The sequence below is a fragment of the Pseudonocardia sp. C8 genome (assembly GCF_014267175.1).
GTDB lineage: Bacteria > Actinomycetota > Actinomycetes > Mycobacteriales > Pseudonocardiaceae > Pseudonocardia.
Map to the genome: position 1 here is coordinate 3,715,563 of NZ_JACMTR010000002.1, position 20,629 is coordinate 3,736,191.

Annotated in this window: 17 protein-coding genes; 6 read left to right on the forward strand and 11 right to left on the reverse strand. The window is 73.6% G+C overall.

Annotated features, from left to right (window positions below; all coding sequences use genetic code 11):
* Nucleotides 1–9: 9 nt before the first annotated feature.
* The 3 genes from H7X46_RS17735 to H7X46_RS17745 form a co-directional block, all read right to left on the reverse strand.
* Nucleotides 10–495 (reverse strand): cupin domain-containing protein, encoded by a 486-nt coding sequence (locus H7X46_RS17735; protein ID WP_370588829.1) that lies wholly within the window; start codon nt 493–495, stop codon nt 10–12.
* Nucleotides 492–1,835, reverse strand: coding sequence for a type I glutamate--ammonia ligase (glnA, locus tag H7X46_RS17740; protein ID WP_186360461.1), 1,344 nt, complete (start codon nt 1,833–1,835; stop codon nt 492–494). The genes H7X46_RS17735 and glnA overlap by 4 nt, the downstream gene beginning before the upstream one ends.
* 63 nt (nt 1,836–1,898) lie before the next feature.
* Nucleotides 1,899–3,419: an alpha/beta hydrolase gene (locus H7X46_RS17745; protein ID WP_186362740.1), complete on the reverse strand. Its 1,521-nt coding sequence runs from the start codon at nt 3,417–3,419 to the stop codon at nt 1,899–1,901.
* A 315-nt stretch (nt 3,420–3,734) separates the two neighbouring features.
* On the opposite strand from H7X46_RS17745, the gene panB reads away from it, so the two are divergent.
* Nucleotides 3,735–4,598 (forward strand): 3-methyl-2-oxobutanoate hydroxymethyltransferase, encoded by an 864-nt coding sequence (gene panB, locus H7X46_RS17750; protein WP_186360462.1) that lies wholly within the window; start codon nt 3,735–3,737, stop codon nt 4,596–4,598.
* Here the strand turns inward: panB and H7X46_RS17755 are convergent.
* On the reverse strand, nt 4,589–5,752 hold the full coding sequence (locus H7X46_RS17755; RefSeq protein WP_186360463.1) for a glutamate-cysteine ligase family protein: 1,164 nt from the start codon (nt 5,750–5,752) through the stop codon (nt 4,589–4,591). The two genes, panB and H7X46_RS17755, sit on opposite strands and share 10 nt — an antisense overlap.
* Before the next feature lie 181 nt (nt 5,753–5,933).
* On the opposite strand from H7X46_RS17755, the gene H7X46_RS17760 reads away from it, so the two are divergent.
* Both H7X46_RS17760 and H7X46_RS17765 read left to right on the forward strand, forming a co-directional pair.
* A complete protein-coding gene (locus H7X46_RS17760; RefSeq protein WP_186360464.1) occupies nt 5,934–6,092 on the forward strand; it encodes a hypothetical protein in 159 nt (52 codons plus the stop codon).
* Between the two features lies 1 nt (nt 6,093).
* Nucleotides 6,094–6,879: a hypothetical protein gene (locus H7X46_RS17765; protein ID WP_186360465.1), complete on the forward strand. Its 786-nt coding sequence runs from the start codon at nt 6,094–6,096 to the stop codon at nt 6,877–6,879.
* Nucleotides 6,880–6,888: 9 nt separating this feature from the next.
* On the opposite strand, the gene H7X46_RS17770 is transcribed toward H7X46_RS17765, so the two are convergent.
* Nucleotides 6,889–7,794 (reverse strand): ester cyclase, encoded by a 906-nt coding sequence (locus H7X46_RS17770; RefSeq protein ID WP_186360466.1) that lies wholly within the window; start codon nt 7,792–7,794, stop codon nt 6,889–6,891.
* A gap of 171 nt (nt 7,795–7,965) precedes the next feature.
* On the opposite strand from H7X46_RS17770, the gene H7X46_RS17775 reads away from it, so the two are divergent.
* Nucleotides 7,966–8,790: a hypothetical protein gene (locus H7X46_RS17775; protein ID WP_186360467.1), complete on the forward strand. Its 825-nt coding sequence runs from the start codon at nt 7,966–7,968 to the stop codon at nt 8,788–8,790.
* Nucleotides 8,791–8,872: 82 nt separating this feature from the next.
* On the opposite strand, the gene H7X46_RS17780 is transcribed toward H7X46_RS17775, so the two are convergent.
* From H7X46_RS17780 to H7X46_RS17790, 3 genes are all read right to left on the reverse strand, one after another.
* Nucleotides 8,873–9,640 carry a maleylpyruvate isomerase family mycothiol-dependent enzyme gene (locus H7X46_RS17780; protein ID WP_186360468.1) on the reverse strand — a complete coding sequence of 256 codons (768 nt, stop codon included), beginning with the start codon at nt 9,638–9,640 and terminating at the stop codon, nt 8,873–8,875.
* Nucleotides 9,637–10,476: a fumarylacetoacetate hydrolase family protein gene (locus H7X46_RS17785; protein ID WP_186360469.1), complete on the reverse strand. Its 840-nt coding sequence runs from the start codon at nt 10,474–10,476 to the stop codon at nt 9,637–9,639. The genes H7X46_RS17780 and H7X46_RS17785 overlap by 4 nt, the downstream gene beginning before the upstream one ends.
* An 85-nt stretch (nt 10,477–10,561) precedes the next feature.
* Nucleotides 10,562–12,928: a xanthine dehydrogenase family protein molybdopterin-binding subunit gene (locus H7X46_RS17790; protein ID WP_186360470.1), complete on the reverse strand. Its 2,367-nt coding sequence runs from the start codon at nt 12,926–12,928 to the stop codon at nt 10,562–10,564.
* 113 nt (nt 12,929–13,041) lie between these two features.
* Here H7X46_RS17790 and H7X46_RS17795 point away from each other — a divergent pair, with 113 nt between their 5' ends.
* Entirely contained in the window at nt 13,042–14,691 is a 1,650-nt protein-coding gene (locus H7X46_RS17795) for a fumarate hydratase (protein ID WP_186360471.1), read from the forward strand.
* 147 nt (nt 14,692–14,838) lie between these two features.
* Here the strand turns inward: H7X46_RS17795 and H7X46_RS17800 are convergent, their stop codons facing one another.
* Genes H7X46_RS17800 through H7X46_RS17810 form a run of 3 tightly spaced genes read right to left on the reverse strand, consistent with a single transcriptional unit; the run spans nt 14,839 to nt 19,762 of the window.
* On the reverse strand, nt 14,839–17,592 hold the full coding sequence (locus H7X46_RS17800; RefSeq protein WP_186360472.1) for a bifunctional GNAT family N-acetyltransferase/acetate--CoA ligase family protein: 2,754 nt from the start codon (nt 17,590–17,592) through the stop codon (nt 14,839–14,841).
* Nucleotides 17,593–17,616: 24 nt separating this feature from the next.
* Nucleotides 17,617–18,789, reverse strand: a complete 1,173-nt coding sequence (locus H7X46_RS17805; RefSeq protein ID WP_186360473.1) for an acetoin utilization protein AcuC — start codon at nt 18,787–18,789, stop codon at nt 17,617–17,619.
* Nucleotides 18,790–18,832: 43 nt separating this feature from the next.
* Nucleotides 18,833–19,762: a sulfurtransferase gene (locus tag H7X46_RS17810; protein ID WP_370588830.1), complete on the reverse strand. Its 930-nt coding sequence runs from the start codon at nt 19,760–19,762 to the stop codon at nt 18,833–18,835.
* 72 nt (nt 19,763–19,834) lie between these two features.
* On the opposite strand from H7X46_RS17810, the gene H7X46_RS17815 reads away from it, so the two are divergent.
* Entirely contained in the window at nt 19,835–20,557 is a 723-nt protein-coding gene (locus H7X46_RS17815) for a metal-dependent transcriptional regulator (RefSeq protein ID WP_186360474.1), read from the forward strand.
* The last annotated feature ends 72 nt before the right edge of the window (nt 20,558–20,629 follow it).

Genomic DNA, 20,629 nt, shown 5'->3' on the forward strand with positions numbered 1-20,629 from the left:
GGACACCGGTCAGTCGGCCCCGGGGACGCTTCCGGGCGGCAGGAAGTCGACGTCGTGCAGGGCCGACTGCCGGACCACCTCCGCCGGGTCGGTGAGGTCGTGCAGCCGGTCGAACAGCTGGGCCAGCCGGCCGGCCGGGCTCACCCAGAACAGCGCCCGGGCGTTCCCGTCCTCCTTGTTGTAGTACGCGTGCGGCAGGCCCTTCGGCATGAGCACGGTGTCGCCGGGCCCGGCCGTCTCCCACTGCCCGTCCAGGTACAGCGTGAACACCCCGTCGAGGACGTGGATGTGCTCGTCCTGGGTGGGGTGCACGTGCGGCGGCACGCCGGTGCCCGGCGGGTCCAGCGTCTCGAACGCGAAGCTGGTCTCGCTGATCGCCTTCGCCCAGTAGGTGTGGCCCAGCACGTTCCACACCCGCTTGTACTGGCCCTCGCCGGCCCGCGTGATGCCCTTCGGCAGCGGACCCAGGATGATCTCGTCCTCGAAACCGGTCACAACACGGGAAGATACGTGGCCAGCTCGTGCGGGGTCACGTTCCGCCGGTAGGCGTCCCACTCGGCGCGCTTGTTCCGCAGGAAGAAGTCGAAGACGTGCTCGCCCAGGTACTCGGCGACCAGCTCGGAGCGCTCCATCACGTCGAGCGCCTCGGTCAGGTTCTGCGGCAGCAGCTCGTAGCCCAGCGCCTTGCGTTCGGTGTCGGTGAGCGCCCAGACGTCGTCCTCGGTGGCGGGCGGCAGCTCGTAGCCCTTCTGGACCCCGGTCAGGCCGGCACCGAGGATCACCGCGTAGGCCAGGTAGGGGTTGCACGCCGAGTCCAGGGTGCGGACCTCCACCCGGCGCGACGACGACTTGCCCGGCGAGTACATCGGCACCCGGACCAGCGCGGACCGGTTCGCGTGCCCCCAGGACACCGCGGTCGGGGCCTCGCCGCCGGTGATCAGCCGCTTGTAGGAGTTCACCCACTGGTTGGTGACCGCGGTGATCTCCCGGGCGTGCCGGAGCACGCCGGCGACGAACGCCTTGCCGGTCGCCGAGAGCTCGTAGGGGTCGTCCGGGTCGTGGAAGGCGTTGTGGTCGCCCTCGAACAGCGAGAAGTGCGTGTGCATCGCCGAGCCGGGGTGCTCGGAGAACGGCTTGGGCATGAACGACGCCCGCACGCCCTGGGTCAGCGCGACCTCCTTCACGACGTAGCGGAACGTCATGAGGTTGTCGGCCATGGTCAGCGCGTCGGCGTAGCGCAGGTCGATCTCCTGCTGGCCGGGCCCGCCCTCGTGGTGGCTGAACTCGACCGAGATCCCCATCGACTCGAGGGTCTCGATGGTGTTGCGCCGGAAGTGCGGGGCGACGTCGTGGCTGGCCTGGTCGAAGTAGCCGCCGGAGTCGGCGGGGACCGGCCGGGACCCGTCGTCGGGCAGGTTCTTCAGCAGGTAGAACTCGATCTCCGGGTGGACGTAGCAGGTGAACCCGGCCTCGCCGGCCTTGTTCAGCGCCCGGGTGAGCACGTGCCGCGGGTCGGCCCAGGACGGGGAGCCGTCCGGCATCGCGATGTCGCAGAACATCCGCGCCGAGTAGTGGTCCCCGGACTCCGTCTCCCAGGGCAGCACCTGGAACGTCGACGGGTCCGGCTTGGCCACCATGTCCGACTCGTAGACCCGGGCGAAGCCCTCGATCGCCGAGCCGTCGAACCCGATCCCCTCGGCGAACGCTCCCTCCAGCTCGGCCGGCGCGACCGCCACCGACTTCAGGTACCCGAGGACGTCCGTGAACCACAGGCGGACGAAACGGATGTCGCGTTCCTCGAGCGTGCGGAGCACGAACTCCTGCTGGCGGTCCATGCGGCGGAGCCTAGGAACTCGGTGTTACGCGGATGTTTCCGGGGTCGCCCCGGCCGGTGCCGGTCACGCCGGCGGCAGCGCGCACCGCGCCCCCTGCTGCGGGAGCTTCAGGTCGACCAGGTAGTCCACGGCCAGCTTGTCCACGCACGGATCACCCTGCAGGGATGCGGTGTGCTTCTGGCCCTCGACCGTGACGAGACTGCCGCGGAGCTGGCGGGCCAGGTCCACACCGGCCTGGTACGGCGTCGCGGGGTCACCGGTCACCGACACCACGAGCACCGGCGGGAGCCCCGGTGCCTGCGGGACGTGCGGCTGACCGGTCGGTGGCACCGGCCAGAACGCGCAGGAGTCCCGGGCACCGACCGGTCCGCGGCCGGTGGACCGGAACGGCGCGGCCTCGTCGGAGCGCCGCGCGAGCTCGGCCGCCTGGGCCGGGTCGGTCACCGGCTGCTGGTTCACGCAGGTGATCGCCTGGAACGCCTGCAGCATGTTCGAGTACCGGCCCTGCGGCTCGCGCTGGTGGTAGTAGTCGGCCAGCATCATCAGGAAGTCGCCGTTGCCGCTCGCGACCTGCGAGATGCCCTGCTGCAGGGCCGGCCACAGCTCGGACAGGTAGAGCGCCTGGCTGACACCGGTCTGCGCGTCGGTGAAGCTCAGCACCCGGCCGTCGCTGGTCGGGACCGGCTTGTCGATCAGCGGCTGCATGATCGTCTGGAAGGCGCGGGTGGCCCCGGCCGGGTCGGTGCCCAGCGGGCAGTTCGGCTTGCGGGTGCAGTCCTTGGCGAAGTTGTCGAACGCCAGCTGGAAACCGGCGTTCTGCTTGACCGTCGACTCGAGGGTGGTCTGGGTCGGGTCGACCGCCCCGTCCAGCAGCAACGCGCGGACGTTGCGCGGGAACGCCTCGGCGTAGGCCGTGCCGAGCTCGGTGCCGTAGGAGAAGCCCGCGTAGGTCATCTTCTGGTCGCCGACGGCGGCCCGCATGATGTCCATGTCCTTGGCGACGTCGCGGGTCCCGACGTGGGCCAGCACCTGCGGACCGGTGCGCTGGGCGCAGCGGTCGGCGAACTGCTTGTAGTGCGCCTCGGCGGCCGCGACCCCGGCCGGGGACGGGTCGGCGAAGACCTTGGTGCGGTCCTGGTCGTTCTCCTGGTCGGTCAGGCAGCGGATCGCCGGGAGGCTCGCCCCGGTACCGCGCGGGTCGAACCCGATCAGGTCGAACCGGTCGCCCAGGCCGGTGGTCTGCCACGTCGCGGCCTGGCTCGCCATGAACGAGGTGCCCGACGCCCCGGGGCCGCCGGGGTCGGTGAACAGCGACCCGATCTTGTTGCCTCCTGCCTTCTTCCGCAGCAGGGCGATCTGCATGGTCTCGCCGTCGGGCTTCGCGTAGTCCAGCGGGACGGTGACCCGGGTGCAGTCGAGCTGCGGGTCGGCGAACGCCTGCCGGTCCTGGTCGGTCTGCGCGTAGTCGCCGCACGGGCCCCAGGTGAGCTTCTGGTCGTAGAACCGGGCGAGGTCCGGCGGGGTCGCCGGGGCCGGCGGGCCGCCCGCACCCGGAACCGCGTCCGCGCAGGCCCCGGCCAGCATCAGCACGGCCGCACCGAGCGCCGCCACGCCGGCCGCGCGGCCGCGCCGTCGCCGCCGGGCGGCGGGGGGCGGCGGTGTCGCGGGTCCGGGGCCGCGGAGGCGCAGCAGGCGGGGAACCATGACGGCGAGCATGCCATCGACCCCCGACCGTGACCGGTCGCGGGTCTCCGCGGCCGGTCGCCGAGACCCCGGGTGAGCGTTCCCACACCCGCGTCTCCCGGGGCCTCCACGCTGCCACCCTGGCGAACGCCACCGACGGCGAAACCCGGGGACCCGCGAGCAGCGCGGGCCTCGAGGCACGGAAGGAGCTCAGTGGTGAGCACACACAGCGGCACGCCCGCCGGGAACGCGGCCGAGGCCCCGTACCGGACGACCGCGGCGCCGAAGCGGACGCGCGTCCACCACCTGCTGCAGTGGAAGCAGGAGGGCCGGCACTGGCCCATGCTGACCGCCTACGACGTCTACTCCGCCGAGATCTTCGACGACGCCGGCATCCCGGTGCTGCTCGTCGGCGACTCGGCCGGCAACAACGTCTTCGGACACGACAACACCATCCCCGTCACCGTGGACGACCTGATCCCGCTGACCCGGGCCGTCGTCCGGGGTGCGCGCCGCGCCCTGGTCGTCGCCGACCTGCCGTTCGGCAGCTACCAGGTCTCCCCCGGCCAGGCCCAGGAGACCGCGTTCCGGTTCATGAAGGAGGCCGGCGCGCACGCGGTGAAGCTCGAGGGCGGCGCCCGGTTCGCGCCGCAGGTCGAGGCGCTCACCGCGTCCGGCGTACCGGTGATGGGCCATCTCGGGTTCACCCCGCAGAGCGAGCACGCGCTCGGCGGGTTCCGCATCCAGGGCCGCGGCGACGCCGCCGACCGGCTCGTCGAGGACGCGCTCGCGATCCAGGAGGCCGGCGCGTTCGCGATCGTGCTGGAGCTGGTGCCCGCGGACGTGGCGAAGCGGGTCACCGCGGAGCTGCGCGTGCCGACCGTGGGGATCGGTGCCGGCCCGGACTGCGACGCCCAGGTGCTGGTCTGGTCGGACATGGCCGGGATGAACCGCGGGCGGATCCCGCGCTTCGTGAAGCGCTACGCCGACGTCGGCACGGTGCTGCACGACGCGGCGGCCGCGTTCGCCGCCGACGTCCGGGCCGGCGAGTACCCGGCCGAGGAGCACAGCTACCGCTGAGCCGGCTCCCCTGCGGCGGCGGGGGCGACGCCCACGATCCCGCCGCCGCAGCGGTGGCGCGCGAGCATCCGGCCGGCGGGGGTGTCCCGCCGGCCCAGCCGGTCCCGGAGCAGCGCGAGCGCGGCCTCGTGGGCCGGCTCGCCCGCCAGTGCGGCCGCGGCGGCGCCGAGCACGGCGAGCGACCCGGCCCGCAGGCCCGGGTCGGCCCAGCCGCGCAGCGCCGCGCGCCGGTGCGCAGCCGCGTCCGGGGTGCGGCGGCGCCCGCCGAGGGTGTCGTCCCGCAGCAGGCCGGTGAGCAGCGTCAGCAGCGCGCCGAGCAGGCCGGTCCCGCCGCCGTCGGCGGGCTCCTCCCCGGCGACGGCGGCGACCGCGTCGAACGCCTTGAACTCGATCCGCCCGATCTCGCCGGGGATGCCGGCGTGCCGGACCAGGCTCGGGTCCGACGGCAGCAGCGGCGCGCCCGGCTCCAGGTAGGCCAGCGCGGCCGGCCGCGCGCCGGTGCGCAGCGAGGTCCGGGCGGACAGCCCGCCCCAGGGCCGCCCGCCCCGGAACGGCGCCGAGAACGACCACGGCACCAGGTACGGGCTGTAGTAGGTGAGCTTGGCGGCCGCGTCGGCCAGCACCGCCGGGTCCGTGCCGGACTCGGGGAACGACAGGTTCAGGTCCGGGCCCCAGGTGACCATGTGCAGGTGCGCGGTGCGTTCCTCGGGCGAGCCGGCCATCACGGCCCGCTCGTGCGCGTTCGGCGGCGGGTCCAGCCGGTACGACGACCGCACCGGGTGGAAACCGATCGCGACCGGGCGCAGGCCGTGCCGGGCGGCCACCGTCGCCAGCGTGCGCGCGTCGGCGGCGAGCGCGGCCTCCGCCGCGGCGGCCGAGTCGTGCACCGCGGTCCGGATCTCGATGCCCTTCGGGACGAAGCGGAGCAGCTCGCCGTGGGCGTCGAGCCGCTCGTACCCCTCGGCGTACCACCGCTTGCGGCGGATGCCGGCGTCACCGATCCGCAGGTCGGTCTGCGTGTCCGGGAGGTCGGGGAGCTCGTCGACGATCGCCGCGACCTCCGCGTGGGTCAGCGAGGCGAAGTCGGCGAGTGCCCCGTCCGCCCGCAGCAGGGCCAGCTCGTGTTCGATCCCGTACCGCGCCGCGCCCCGCATCGATCACCCCTCGTGTCCGCCCGGTGCTGCACGGTACCGGTGGCGCGGGCCCGGGCCGGCGTGATCGGCTTTCCGGCCGAAACACCCGTTCCGCGCTGGACAACGGCGCGTCGAGCGGTCAGCCTGGTGACGGCGGACACACGACGGGCTCCGCCGGGACCCCGGAACTCGGGAGGGCGTCATGAGGCTGGGTCGCAAGATCTCCGAGGGATACGTCGTCGATCACGAGGCCGAGCGGCTCGCCGCGGACCGTCCGGAACCCGCCCCCGCACCGGCGCCCACCGACCCGTCACCGGTCGAGCACGAGCAGCCGGCGCGCTCGGGGTCGCGCGAGGACTGAGATGCCCGGCGGTCTGTTCCGCCGCACCCCGCAGGAGCGGCCGACCGGTCCGCTGACGGGCCACAAGCTGGCCTTCCCGATGCTGTCCGCGGACGGCCGGACGGCCGGGTTCAGCGGCGTCACCCTCGGGCGGGCCCACGTGTACCGCACGGTCGACGACGCCATCTGCGCGCACGGCTGCCGGCACTCCTGCCCGTCCCGCTGGTGCGACTGCGGCTTCTACTGCTTCCACTCCGACTCCGACGCCCGCGAGCTCGCGTGCGCGCCCGAGCACCAGGGCGCGATCCTGCTCGAGGTCGCCGTGTCCGGCCGGTTCCGGCGCTACGAGCTGGGGCTGCGGTACTCCCGCCAGCGGGTGCGGGCGATCCGGATGCGCCCCTGCCGGTGCGGGGCGACGGTGTCCGCGCTGGCCGACACCGGCACCGGGCAGCACGGGTGGCGGCGGCTGGAGCCGGTGTGCGCGCGCTGCGCGGGCGCCCGCCCGGTGCTGACCCCGGAGCGGTTCGCCCGGCTCGCCGCGGTCACCCTGCTGCCCGACGACGTGCCGGCCGGCCCGCTGTCCCCGGCCGACCCGGGCGCTGCCGACCGGCCCGGCGAGGACCGCCCGTTCGACGACTCCGCGTTCGGCCGCCCGGACCCGATCGACGGCGACCCGGTCGCGACCGCCGGGGCGGTCGCGGTGCTCACGGCGGAGATGGCGCTGCTGCAGGCCCGGCTCGACGAGATGGCCCGCCAGCTCGGGCGGGCCACGGCCCGGTTGGACGAGCTGGAGGGCCGCGACGCCTGACCCGGGCCGCTACAGGTACGACCCGACGGTGAGCTCGGCGCCGCAGTCGCAGCGCGGCGCCGCGCCCGGGTCGAACCACACCTTGGTGCCGCACGCCGGGCAGTCGGTCTGCTGCTGGTTGAGCCGGTGCGGGACCCAGATGCTGGTGAAGCCGCGCGGCAGCAACCCGTCCCGGCGTACCCGGGCCACCGCTTCGCGGTGCCCGGCACTGCGTGCCATCGCCGATGCCGCGGCCTCGGGGCTCGTCCAGGCCGTCACGGTGTGCATGCGGCGGCCGGACGCGGTGCCCAGCCAGGCGATGAAGCCCGGTTCGGCGGCGACCTCCTGGACGATCTGCCGGCTGCGGATCTGCACCTCCTCCTGCTCGGCGTCCGAACCGACGTCGGTCCAGGTCATCGAGAGCGCGCCCGGAACCGTCGGGTTCCCCAGGTCGGTGCGCACCGAGTAGCCCCACGTCATCGGCGGCTCGTCCGCGGGGACCACGAGCGCCTGCAACCCGAGCTGCTCCACGAACGTCTTCTGGTCGAAGTAGCCGACCACGCTGGTGATCCCGCCCTCGCCGACCGTGATCACATCGACCCCGGGCAGGTCGCAGGTACCACCGGTCGGCTCCGGGGCACCGGGCAGCGGGCCGGTGTTGGTGCCCTGCATCCGCCACCGGCCGATCACCCGGTCGCCGTCGACCGCGACGTCCTCGAGCGCGAACCGGAGGTCCGGGAACGCGGCCACGAGCCCACCGACGTAGCCCGCGAGGTGGTCGCCGCCGATCGGCCCCGGCAACGTCGGGTCCAGGTAGGTGCCCGCGGGCGCGAAGGTGCCGACCACGGCGATGCCGTCGTGGGCGTTCCACGCGTCGAAATAGGCCTGGGCGAGCTGCAGTGGCGCCGAGGACACCGCTGGGATCGTGTCGGTCATCGTCGTCTCCCATGAGTCCGGATGTGCCGCAGCGCTCGGGACGATCTCTACGCGTGTTACTCCCCGAGGGTCAGATGTACTCAAGAATGACGAAGGCGGTCGCGTCGAATCTTGACCGCGCGTATCCCGCACGGAAACATGGGGTGTCCACGCCTTCGATCGGGGACCGACGTGTGGAAATGGATCCGTGAGCACGGGATTGTCGCCACCACTATCGGTGTCGTTCTCGCAGGTGCACTGACCTTCACCCTCGCGCCCCTACAAGAAGTCTTTGCGCAGCGAGCGGTCGACCGCGATCAGGAGCGATCCGACGCCGCGCGTGCGCCGATATCGGTTGAAGGTGTGCGCCGGGACGAGGAAGTACTGCGCTCGCTGTCGTTTCCCGGCATCGTGCCGCCCGAGTACGTGCACAAGAGCGCCCAGCCCGGATTCCTACCCCCGGAGGTGGTGGAGACGGGGATGGTCCAGGACTTCGAGGAGGGGACCGGCGATCCACCTCGGGTCTTCGACCAGTTCTTCTTCACACTGGTCGGGCAGCACAGCGAGACAGTGAAGATACGCGACATCGACGTCCGCGTTACGTACCGTCAGGAGCCGTTGTCCGGCAGTCTCGGATACTGGACGCCGCAAGGCGCAATGGCGCAGGAACCTCTCGGGTTCGACCTGGACTCCGCGAACACGCGAGCCCGGCAGATGGTGCCGGATTCCAGCCCGCCGGAAGAGACCGGGCGAATGTACTTCGACGAGCGCCAGGTCACTCTCGAGAAGAACGAGAAGATCGAATTCAAAGCGGCAATCATGACGAGAAGCTGCCGATGCGAGTTCGTTCTCGACGTATCGACGGACGACGGGCGCACTGTCGAGGTGAACAACGACGGAAAGCCGTTCAAGATTTCAGGCTTCGCGCATGTGTACGACGCTCCGTATGCCCACGACATATCTGTCGATCGAGTGGTTCCGTGCCGGTGGCCGGATGAGTGTCTGACGAGGTACTAGTACGAGCCCTCCCATCCGGGAGAGCGGGATTCTCAACAGCCTCTCCGCCCACCGTCGTCCGGACATCACGAGACCCCTGCTCCTACAGCCAGTCGGGCAGCCGGGGTGGGAGGCGGCCCTCGGCGTCGCGCAGGCCCTTCCCGAACGGCCTGCCGAGCAGCCACGCGATCAGGTCGGGGGCCCTCCCGCGGACCGTGCCCAGGTCGCCCGGATCGCCGTCCTCGGTGGCCGGGCCGGGCCCGAACTCGCGGGCCTGCCCGGTGCGGGCCTCCACGATCCGGACGTGCGGGCAGCCCGGCCGGGTCTCCAGGGTCGTGACGACGTCCGCGACGAGCACCCGGCGCATCGGGATCGGGAGGTCCTTGAACGACGCCCCGACGTCGAGGTCGACGGCGTGGATCCACACCTCGCGGGCCCGCGCCCACGGCACCGCGGTCGCCGGGACCTCGACGCCCTGTGCGTTGCGGACCCGCGCCGACCAGGCGGTCTGCGGGAACTTCCGTACGGCGTCGGCCAGCCGGTCCGAGCTCGCGACGACGTCGGCCCGGATCTCCTCGGGGCTGCGCCCGGCGCCCGCGGCGATGTCGGCGTCCCGCGCCGCCCGGTCCCGGTAGGCCGGCGTCTCCACCCCGGTCCGCGCCCAGGTCAGCAGGTTGACCATGGCGTCGGCGTTGCGGGCGATGTGGGTGAGCACGTGCGCTCGGGTCCAGCCGGGCAGCAGCGAGGGCGCCGTGTAGGCCTCGTCGCCCATCCGGGACATCAGGCCGCGCAGGTGTGCCTGGCCGTCCGCCGCCCAGGCCAGCGAGTCGGCCAGCGGCGGCGGGACGGCGACCGGATCGGCGGTGGTCACTTCACGGCCCGGGCCACGTTGCGGCACTCGCCGACGCCCTCGACCGCGGTGACGATCTCGCAGCCGTCGGTGAGGTAGCGCGGGGGCGTGCGCGCGTCGCCGACGCCGCCCGGGGTACCGGTCGCGATGACGTCGCCGGGGTTCAGCGTGACGATCGTCGACAGGTAGACGACCAGCTCGACCGCCGAGAAGACCAGCTGCTCGGTGGTCGAGTCTTGCATGACCTCGCCGTCGAGCTCGGAGGAGATCCGCAGCGCGCCGCCGTCGGCCGGGTCGGCCGGGAGCTCGTCGGGGGTGACGAGCTCGGGGCCGAGCGGTGTCGAGTGCTCCCAGGTCTTGCCCTGGAGGAACTGCTTGGTGCGCCGCTGGTAGTCGCGCATGCTGACGTCGTTGAGCACCGTGTAGCCGGCGATCGCGGCCCGCGCCGCGTCGGCGTCGGCGTGCCGGACCGGACGCCCGATGACGATCGTCAGCTCGGCCTCGTAGTCGACCCGGTCGGACTCGGCCGGCAGCTCGATCTCGTCCCGGGCCCCGATGAGCGCGGGCGCGAACTTGGCGAACAGCGTCGGGTACTCGGGCAGCTCGTTGCCCATCTCCTGCACGTGGTCGCGGTAGTTCAGGCCCACGCAGATGATCTTCTCGGGCGCCGGGACCAGCGGCGCGAGGTCCAGCGTGGACGCCTCGTGCACCGGCCCGTCGGCGGCCGCGGCGTGCTCGGCCCAGTCCGGGCGCTCGAGCAGCGCGCGGACGTCGGCCTCCCCCGTCTCGACGGCGTGGTCGCCGTCGATCCGCACCGCCCGGTGCCCGGTCGCCGTCCGGATCGTCGCCAGCCTCATCGTGCGGGTCCCTCCCGTTGTCGCTGTCCGTGTCCGGCGGTGAGTCTGCGCCACCGGGCCCGCCGGGCACAGCCAGGGGTGGGTATCAGATCGCGGCGGTGTCGTCCTCGGCCGCCGCCCCGCCGCGGACGGGAAGGCCGTCGAACACCGCCGGGGGCTCGCGCCACGCGCCGTCCGCGGTCCCGGCGCGGGCCGCGGCGACGGCCCGCCACACCCGCTCCGGGGTGCAGGGCAGGTCGATGTGCCGCACCCCGAGGTCGGCCAGCGCGTCGACCACCGCGTTCTGCACGGCGGGAGTCGAGCCGATCGTCGCGGACTCACCGATCCCCTTGGCGCCCAGCGAGTTCAGTGGCGTCGGGGTCTCGGTGGTCGCGGCCTCGAAGCCGAACAGGTCGGCTGCCGTCGGGATGGTGTAGCCGGCGAGGCTGGAGGTGAGCGGCTGGCCCTCGTCGTCGAACAGGACGTGCTCGTAGAGGGCCTGCGCGATGCCCTGGGCCAGGCCGCCGTGCTGCTGGCCCTCGACGAGCAGCGGGTTGAGGATCCGGCCGCAGTCGTCGACGGCGACGTGCCGCAGCGGCGTGACCCGGCCGGTCTCGGTGTCGACCTCGACGACCGAGACGTGCGCGCCGAACGGGTACGTCGCCCCGCTCTGCTCGGAGTCCAGCCCGACGTGCAGGTCCTCCCCCGTCGCGGCGGCCCTGCGGTGCACCTCGGTCCAGGTCACCGTCGGCCCGGACGGCACCCCGGCGACACCGAACGTGCCCTCCTCGGTGATCGTGACGTCCTCCGCGGAGGCCTCCAGCACCGTGGCGGCGATCTTGCGGGCCCGCTCGTACAGCTCGTGCGCGGCCTCGGACACGGCGGTGCCGCCGAGCTGCAGCGACCGCGACCCGCCGGTGCCGGCGCCGCGCGGCACCCGCGCCGTGTCCGACTGCACGTAGGTGATCTTCTCCAGGGGGATCCCGAGCCGGTCCGAGACGAGCATCGAGAACGACGTCGCGTGCCCCTGCCCGTGCGCGGACGTGCCGGCCGAGACGGTGGCCGTCCCGTCCTCGTGCACGGTCACCGAGCCGTACTCGCCGCCGCCCCCGCCGGCCGTGACCTCGACGTACACCGAGACGCCGATGCCGAGCCGCACCGGGTCCCCTGCCGCCCGGCGGCGGGCCTGCTCGGCGCGGAGCTCGTCGTACCCGACCCGGTGGAGCGCCTCGCGCAGCGGCAGGTCGTAGTCACCGGCGTCGTAGGCCGCGCCGGTCGCGGTGGTGTGCGGGAACGACTCCGGCGGCAGCAGGTTCCGCCGCCGCAGCTCCACCGGGTCGATCCCCAGCTCGGCGGCCGCGACGTCGACGAGGCGCTCCAGGTGCGCGGCGGCCTCGGGCCGGCCGGCGCCGCGGAAGGCGCCCATCGGGGTGGTGTTGGTCAGCGCGGAGGCCGCGTCGAAGCGGACCGCGGGGATGTCGTACACGCCCGGCGCCATCAGGTAGGTCATGTACAGCGGCAGCGCGCCGCCGAAGCCGGCGTAGGCCCCGGCGTCGCCGATCACCCGGGCCCGCAGCCCGGTCATCCGGCCGTCCCGGGTGAGGCCGAGCTCGTAGTAGCCGACCTGGCCGCGGCCGTGCGGCATCGAGACCAGGTTCTCCGAGCGGGTGTCCACCCAGGCGAGCGGGCGCCCGAGCGCGCGGGCGGCGCCGACGGTGGCGGTGTGCTCGGCCAGCACCCCGGCCTTGGCGCCGAAACCGCCGCCGACGTGCGGGGCGATCACCCGGACCGTTCCGGGGTCGAGACCGAGCACCTCGCACATCTGGGCGTGGAAGCCGTGCGGCATCTGGGTCGACACGTGCAGCGTGAGCCCGAAGTCCTCGGTCGTCGGGTCGGCGACGATCGCGTTCCCCTCGAGCGGGACGGCGGCGACCCGCTGGTTCTCCATCCGGGCCCGGACGACGACCTCGGCGCCGTCGAGCGGGTCCCCCTGCCCGCGCAGGCCCGCGGCCAGGTTGCTGCCGTGGTCGGGGAACTGCAGCTCGGCGCCGTAGGCGAGCGCCTCCTCCGGGTCGGTCACGGCGGGCAGCGGGTCGTAGTCGACCTCGACGAGCTCGGCGGCGTCGACGGCCGCGGCCCGGGTCTCGGCCACGACCATCGCGACGGCCTCGCCGGAGAACCGCACCCGGTCGGTCGCCAGCGGCGGGCGCGGCAGGTCCGGGTTGAGCACCATGAGCCCGTGGTGGGCGGGCAGGTCCAGGTCGGCGGCCGTGTAGACGGCCAGCACACCCGGCGCGGACGCCGCCTCGCCGGTCTCGATGCCGGTGATGCGGGCGTGCGCCAGCGGCGAGCGGACGAACACCACGTGGGCCAGGCCGTCGAGCCGGAGGTTGCCGACGTAGGTGCTCGCACCGGTGACCAGGTCGGCGTCCTCGACGCGGCGGACGGAGGTTCCCAGGATCGATCCAGGCATGTGAGCCACGCTACCGCACCAACCGGAGGGTCGTCCGGTTACGGTGCGGGTCACGCGTCGCCTGCGTCTCCACCGGAGGTCACGGCGGTACGGCGCCCGGTAGCGTCCCGGCCATGCCCGACTTCCACCACACCGACGTGCTCCCGCTCGGACCGGACGACACCGAGTACCGCGAGCTCGATCTGCCCGCGGGCTCCGTCGTCGAGGCTGCGGGACGGACCTTCCTGGAGGTCCCGCCGGAGACGCTCACCGGTCTGGTGCGCGCCGCCGTCACCGACATCCAGCACCTGCTCCGGCCGTCCCACCTGAAGCAGCTGCGCGCGATCGTCGACGACCCGGAGGCCTCCGCCAACGACCGGTTCGTCGCCACCGACCTGCTCCGCAACGCCTGCGTGTCGGCCGGTGGCGTGCTGCCGATGTGCCAGGACACCGGCACCGCGATCGTCGTCGGTAAGAAGACCGAGACCGTGCTGACCGGCGGCGACGACGAGGCCGCCGTGTCCCGCGGGGTGTTCGAGGCCTACCAGGAGCTGAACCTGCGCTACTCGCAGATGGCGCCGCTGTCGTTCTGGGAGGAGCGCAACACCGGCACCAACCTGCCGGCCCAGGTCGAGCTGTACGCCAAGCCCGGCCGGGACCCGTACTACGAGTTCCTGGTCATGGCCAAGGGCGGCGGCTCGGCGAACAAGACCTTCCTCTACCAGGAGACGAAGGCGCTGCTGAACCCGAAGCGGCTCGCGGCGTTCCTCGACGAGAAGCTGCGCTCGCTGGGGACGGCGGCCTGCCCGCCGTACCACCTCGCGATCGTGGTCGGCGGCATGTCGGCCGAGTACAACCTCAAGGTCGCCAAGCTCGCCTCGGCCCGCTACCTCGACGGGCTCCCCACCGAGGGCTCGCCGCTCGGCCACGCGATCCGGGACACCGACCTGGAGCAGCAGGTGCTCGAGCTGACCCGCAACTTCGGGATCGGCGCCCAGTTCGGCGGCAAGTACTTCTGCCACGACGTCCGGGTGATCCGGCTGCCCCGGCACGGCGCCTCGCTGCCGGTCGGGGTCGCGGTGTCCTGCTCGGCGGACCGCCAGGCCAAGGCCAAGATCACACCCTCCGGCGTGTACCTGGAGCAGCTCGAACGCGACCCGGCGCAGTACCTGCCCGAGACCACCTCCGAGGACCTGTCCGACGAGGTCGTGCGGATCGACCTCAACCGGCCGATGGACGAGATCCGGGCCCGGCTCTCGCAGCTCCCGGTGAAGACCCGGCTCTCGCTGACCGGGCCGCTGGTCGTGGCCCGCGACATCGCGCACGCGAAGATCGCCGAGCGGCTGGACGCCGGGGAACCGATGCCGCAGTACCTGCGCGACCACGCGGTCTACTACGCGGGGCCGGCCAAGACCCCGGAGGGCTACGCGTCCGGGTCGTTCGGCCCGACGACCGCCGGCCGGATGGACTCCTACGTGCGCCAGTTCCAGGAGGCCGGCGGCTCCCTGGTGATGCTGGCCAAGGGCAACCGTTCGAAGCAGGTCGTGGACTCGTGCGCCGCGAACGGCGGGTTCTACCTGGGCTCCATCGGTGGCCCGGCGGCGCGGCTGGCGCAGGACTGCATCCGCAAGGTCGAGGTGCTCGAGTACCCGGAGCTCGGCATGGAGGCGGTCTGGAAGATCGAGGTCGAGGACTTCCCGGCCTTCGTCGTGATGGACGACAAGGGCAACGACTTCTTCGCCGACACGTCCGCACCGACCCTGCAGGTGACCTTCCGGACCTGAGCCCCTCCGCCCTGCCCGCGCCCACCCAATCCCGCTCCCACCCCCGCCCCCGCGAGCCACTCATGGAGCTTTAGTCCTGTGGCACGGGACTAAAGCTCCATGAGTCCCAGGGGTGGGGCGGGGGCAGGGGGCGGGCGCGGGGTCCGGTCAGGCCAGGCGGCGGGGGCCGGTGTCACGGCGGTTCGGCACCGGGCCGACGGTGACCCGCACCCCGGTGACGAACACGCCCTCCGGTGAGGCCAGCACCGGGTCCAGGGCAAGCGACCGGACCTGCGGGATGTCCTCGGTGAGCCGGCCGACCCGCAGCACGACGTCCTCCAGCGCGTCGGTGTCCACCGGGTCGGCGCCCCGGTAGCCGGTGAGCAGCGGGGCCGCCCGGGGCGACCGGATCAGCCGCTTGGCGTCCTCGGTGGACACCGGCAGCACCCGGTAGGCGCGGTCCTCGAGCAGCTCGGTGGCCAGGCCGGAGAGCCCGAACGCGATCAGCGACCCGAACGACGGGTCGTCCACCACGTCGATCTTGCAGGACGTGCCCTTCGGGGCCATCCGCTGGACGTACACCTCCTCGGAACCGGTGACCCGGACCAGCTCGGCGTGCGCCCGGCGGACCGCGTCCGGCGACACCAGGTCCAGGCGGACACCGACGAAGTCCCCGCGGTGCCGCCACCGCTCACCGGTCGTCTTGAGCACGACCGGGTACCCGACCTTCTCCGCGGCCGTGACCGCGGCCTCGGCGCCGGTCACCCGCTCGAACTCGGTGACCTCCAGGCCGTAGCAGGCCATCAGCTCGACCGCCTCGGAGTCGGTCAGCTCGTGCTCGCCGGGGCCGAAGGAGGCGACGAGCCGGCGGGCGCGTTCGGTGTCGATCCCCTCGGGGACGACGAACTCGCCGACCGGGGTGTTCCGCCACTCCGCGTAGCGCACGACGCGGCCGAGCGCGGTCGCGGCCCGCTCCGGGCTCGCGTAGCTGGGCACCGACCCGCGGCCCGGTGTGCCGTCGACCGGGGCCACCGTCAGCTCGGCCGGGATGCCCTCCGCGGCCAGGAACACCGCGAGCACCGGGACGCCGGCGTCCCGGGCGGCGTCCCGCAGGGCGTGGGCGTGCGCCGTGCCCTCGACGGCCACCGGCGGCACGAACACGGCGATGAGCGCGTCCGGCCGGTCGGGGCCGTCGAGTGCGGCGTGGACGGCGTCGGCGAACTGCTCCGGCGACGCCTGCGTACCGACGTCGACGGTGTCCCCCACGGGTTCCAGGCCCTCGTCGAGCAGGCCGTCGACGACGAGCAGGTTGACCGCCCGCGAGTTCCCGACGACCGCGACCCGCCGCCCGGTCGGGAGCGGCTGGTAGGCCAGCAGCAGCGCGGTGTCGAACAGCTGGGGCAGCGTCTGGACCCGGATGACACCGGACTGCTCGAACAGCGCCTGGACGCTGGACTCGTCGATCTGCGCCCCGACCGACGCCAGCGAGGGCAGCGGGCCGGTGTGCCGCCCCGACTTCACCGCGACGATCGGCTTCGTGCGGGCCAGCCTGCGCGCGACCCGGGCGAACTTGCGCGGGTTGCCGAACGTCTCCAGGTAGAGCAGCACCTGGTCGGTGCCCGGGTCGGTCTGCCAGTACTGCATGAGGTCGTTGCCGGACACGTCGGCCCGGTTGCCGGCCGAGACGAACGACGACAGCCCCAGCCCCCGGGACCGGGCGTTGGCCAGGATCGCGGTGCCCAGCGCGCCGGACTGGCAGAAGAAGCCGGTGCGGCCGGGGCCGGGCAGCGCCGGGGCCAGCGTCGCGTTGAGCCGGACGGCCGGGTCCGGGTTCGCGACCCCGAGCGCGTTCGGTCCCACCACCCGCATGCCGTGGGCGCGGGCCTCGGTCACCAGGCGCCGCTCGGCGACCGTCCCGCCGCCGCCGGCGTCGGCGAACCCGGAGCTGATCACCACCAGCACCTTGACGCCCTTGGCGAGGCAGGAGTCCATGACCTCGTCGATGTTCGCCGCCGGGACGGCGACGACGGCGAGGTCCACCTCGTCCGGAATGTCGATCACCGACGGGTACGCCCGCACGCCCCGCACCGAGCGGGCGTCCGGGTTCACCGGGTAGACGGGCCCGGTGAACCCGGCACGCAGCAGGTTCGCCAGGACCGCGTGCCCGATCTTGGTCTCGTCCGCGGACGCGCCGATCACCGCGACCGAGGTCGGGTGCAGCAGGTTCGCGACGCTGCGGGCCTCGGCCGCCTGCTCGCGGGAGTCCCGCACGGCGATCGACTTCTCGGTCGGGTCGATGTCGAACTCCAGGTGCAGCACGCCCTCCGCGAACGCCCGCTTGACCTGGTAGCCGGCTTCCCGGAACACCCGCACCATGGCGTGGTTCTCGACGAGCACCTCGGCCTCGAACCGGGACAGGCCATTCTCGCGGGCGGCTGCGGCCAGGTGCTCGAGCAGGATCGAGCCCAGGCCGCGGGACTGGTGGTCGTCGCGCACCACGAACGCGACCTCGGCCGAGGTGACCGGCTTGTCGGTGCCGGCGCCCTCCTGGGAGGCGGCGCCGCCGTCCGGGGTGAGCCCCTCGTACCGGCCGACGGCGATGATCTCGTCGCCGAGCAGCGCGAGGAACGCGACCCGGGTGCGGTGGTCGACGACGGTGAAGCGCTCCAGGTCGCGCGGCGAGATCCGCGGGTAGGGGCCGAAGTAGCGCAGGTACCGGGTGCGGTCGGAGAGCCGGGAGTGGAAGTCCAGCAGGGCGTCGGCGTCGTCGGGGGTGATCGGTCGCAGGTGGACGATCCCGCCGTCGGAGGCGACGACGTCGGCCTCCCAGTGCCGGGGATACGGGTGCTCGGTCCTCTGCTGCCCGGTCCTCGGCTGCTCGGTCGTCGCCTGCTCGGTCTTCTGCGGCTGCTCGTCGGGCATGGGTGTGCTTTTCCTGTCCGCCCGTCAGTCCCGCGGGTCGTCGGGGTCGAGGCCGTGCAGCGGGAACACCGCACGGCGGGTCTCCAGGATCGCGGAGTCCACCCGCTCGCCGAACGACCCACCCCACTTCTCGAACGACGGGTCGGCCTCGTCTGACATCGACACCGGCAACGGTGCCCGGGTGTGGGTGGACGCCGTCGCCATCCAGTCCGCGGGGATCGGGGTGTCCGGGTCGACGTCCCGGTCGAGCGCGACGGCGAGCAGGTGGGTCCACGAGCGGGGCACGACCCGGTAGAGGGCGTACCCGCCGCCGCCGAGCACGAGCCACTTGCCGTCGGCCGTCGTCTCGGCCAGCTCGCGCAGCGTCTGGTAGATGGCCCGGTGTCCGTCCACCGAGAGCTCGAGGTTCGCCAGCGGGTCCTCGGCGTGGGTGTCCGCGCCGCACTCGGTGACCAGGACCTGCGGGCGGAACTTCTCCAGCAGCGACGGGACGACACCGTGGAACGCCCGCAGCCAGCCGGCGTCGCCGATGCCCGGGGGCAGCGCGACGTTCACCGCGTAGCCCTCGCCGTCACCGCGGCCGAGCTCGCCGGCCCAGCCGGTGCCGGGCCACAGGGTCAGCGGATGCTGGTGCATCGAGATCGTCAGGACCCGCGGGTCGTCGTAGAACGACGTCTGGACGCCGTCGCCGTGGTGGACGTCGACGTCGACGTAGGCGATCCGCTCGTAGCCCTGGTCGAGCAGCCAGGCGATCGCGATCGAGCAGTCGTTGTACACGCAGAACCCGGCCGCCCGGTCCGGCATCGCGTGGTGCAGGCCGCCCGCCATGTTCACGGCGCGGTCGGCGCGTCCCTCGGCGATCTCGCGGGCCGCGGCCACCGATCCCCCCGCGATCAGCGCCGCCGCCTCGTGCATCCCGAAGAAGATCGGGTTGTCGGCGGTGCCCAGGCCGTGGCCCACCCCGAACGGCGTCTCCGGGGCCGACCGCACCGCCGTCTGGTAGCCCGGGGTGTGCACGCGGGTGAGCTCCGCGTCGGTCGCCGGCGGCGGCTCGATCAGGTCGACGCCGTCGAGCACCCCGAGCTCGCGGGACAGCTCCATCATCAGATCGAGCCGCACCGGGTTCAGGGGATGGTCGTCGGACAGCTGGTAGGTCAGGAACTCCGGTGTCCACACGACCGACGTGCGCGCGCTCATGGCACGGGACCGTATGCCAGGGGGACGGTCCCGGTCACTCCTCTCACCGGTCCCGGGCGTGGGGACGTTCGCCCACCGCCGCCGGGCGCGCCGGGTCGGCGCTCCACTCCGACCAGGAGCCCGGGTAGAGCGCGGCCGGAGCCTCCGGCGACGTCAGGCCGGACTCCTCCAGCGCCAGGACGAGCGCGCAGGCGTTGATCCCGGAGCCGCAGTAGGCCCCGGCCGGGACGCCGGGACCGACACCGGCGGCGCGGAACCGGTCGGCGAGGACGTCCGCGCCGACCCAGCGGCCGTCCGGGCCGGTGCTGGCCGCGGCGGGCACGTTCCGGGCGCCGGGGACGTGGCCGGCCCGGGGGTCGACCGGCTCGGTCTCGCCGCGGAACCGGGCGGGCGCGCGGGCGTCGAGCAGCACCCCGTCCCGGGCCAGGGCCGCGGCCCCGTCGGCGTCGACGGTCGGCATGCCGCCGGGCCGGACGACGAGGTCCCCCGCGGGCAGCGGCGCCGGCTCGGCCGCGTCTCCCCCGCTGCCCGCGACCGGGAGCCCGGCGGCCTCCCAGGCGGCGAACCCGCCGTCGAGCACCCGGACCCGGTCCGGGGCGACCCCGGCCCAGCGCAGCAGCCACCAGGCACGGGCGGCCACCGAGCCGTCGCGGTCGTCGTAGGCGACCACCGGCTGGCCGGGGTCGTCGTCGCGGACGCCGGCCGCCCGCAGCACCGCCTGCAGCGCGGCCGGGTCCGGGAGAGGGTGCCGGCCGCCGGGTCCCGGGGTGGCGGGTCCCGCCGCCAGCTCGGTGTCGAGGTCGACGAAGACGGCGCCGGGAATACGGCGGGCCGCGTGGTCGTCCCGACCGGGTGGCCCGGTGAGCCGCCACCGCACGTCGAGGAGCACCGGCCGCGCGGCCCCCGCCCGCCCGGGGGTCAGCACATCGGCGAGGGTCTCGGGAGAGATCATGGAGCCGGACACGCGACCCATCCTGCCCCGGATGGGTGCGCCGTGCCCGGGGCTCGCCCTGGGTAGACTGGCCATCGAACGAAGGGGCCCCACGTGAACGACCTCATCGACACCACCGAGATGTACCTCCGGACCATTTACGAGCTCGAAGAGGAGGGCGTCGTCCCGCTGCGCGCGCGGATCGCCGAACGCCTCGGGCAGAGTGGTCCGACCGTCAGCCAGACCGTCGCCCGGATGGAGCGGGACGGTCTGGTCGTCGTGGCCGGGGACCGCCATCTGGAACTGACCGACGACGGCCGCACCCGCGCCGTCGCCGTCATGCGCAAGCACCGCCTCGCCGAGCGCCTGCTGATCGACGTCATCGGCCTCGAATGGGAACTCGTCCACGCCGAGGCGTGCCGCTGGGAGCACGTGATGAGCGAGGACGTCGAGCGGAAGCTGCTCCGCCTGCTGGACAAGCCGACCGTCTCCCCGTACGGCAACCCGATCCCGGGCCTGGAGGAGCTCGAGCGCGGCGGCGACGAGCTGTCGCCGGCCTCCTCGGTCCCGCCCTCGCTGGAGGTCGGCCTGCAGCGGCTCGACGAGCTGGCCCGCCGCGGCGGCGGCCGGGTCGAGGTGCGCCGGATCGCCGAGCACGTGCAGAGCGACGCGGACCTCATGTCGGAGCTGAAGCTCGCCGGCATCGTGCCGGGCCTGGTCGTCGAGGTCGGCGCGATCCCGCGCTTCGGCGACCCGGTCCCGGTGACCTCCGCGGAGGACGAGAAGGCCACGGTCGCGCCGCTGGTGGCGCACGCCGTCCTCGTCAAGTCGCAGTAACGCCGGCCGCGCGTCCCGCCCGGGTGCGCGGCTACCGCCGCGCGGCCCCGTGAGAAGGTCGTGCCGACACCT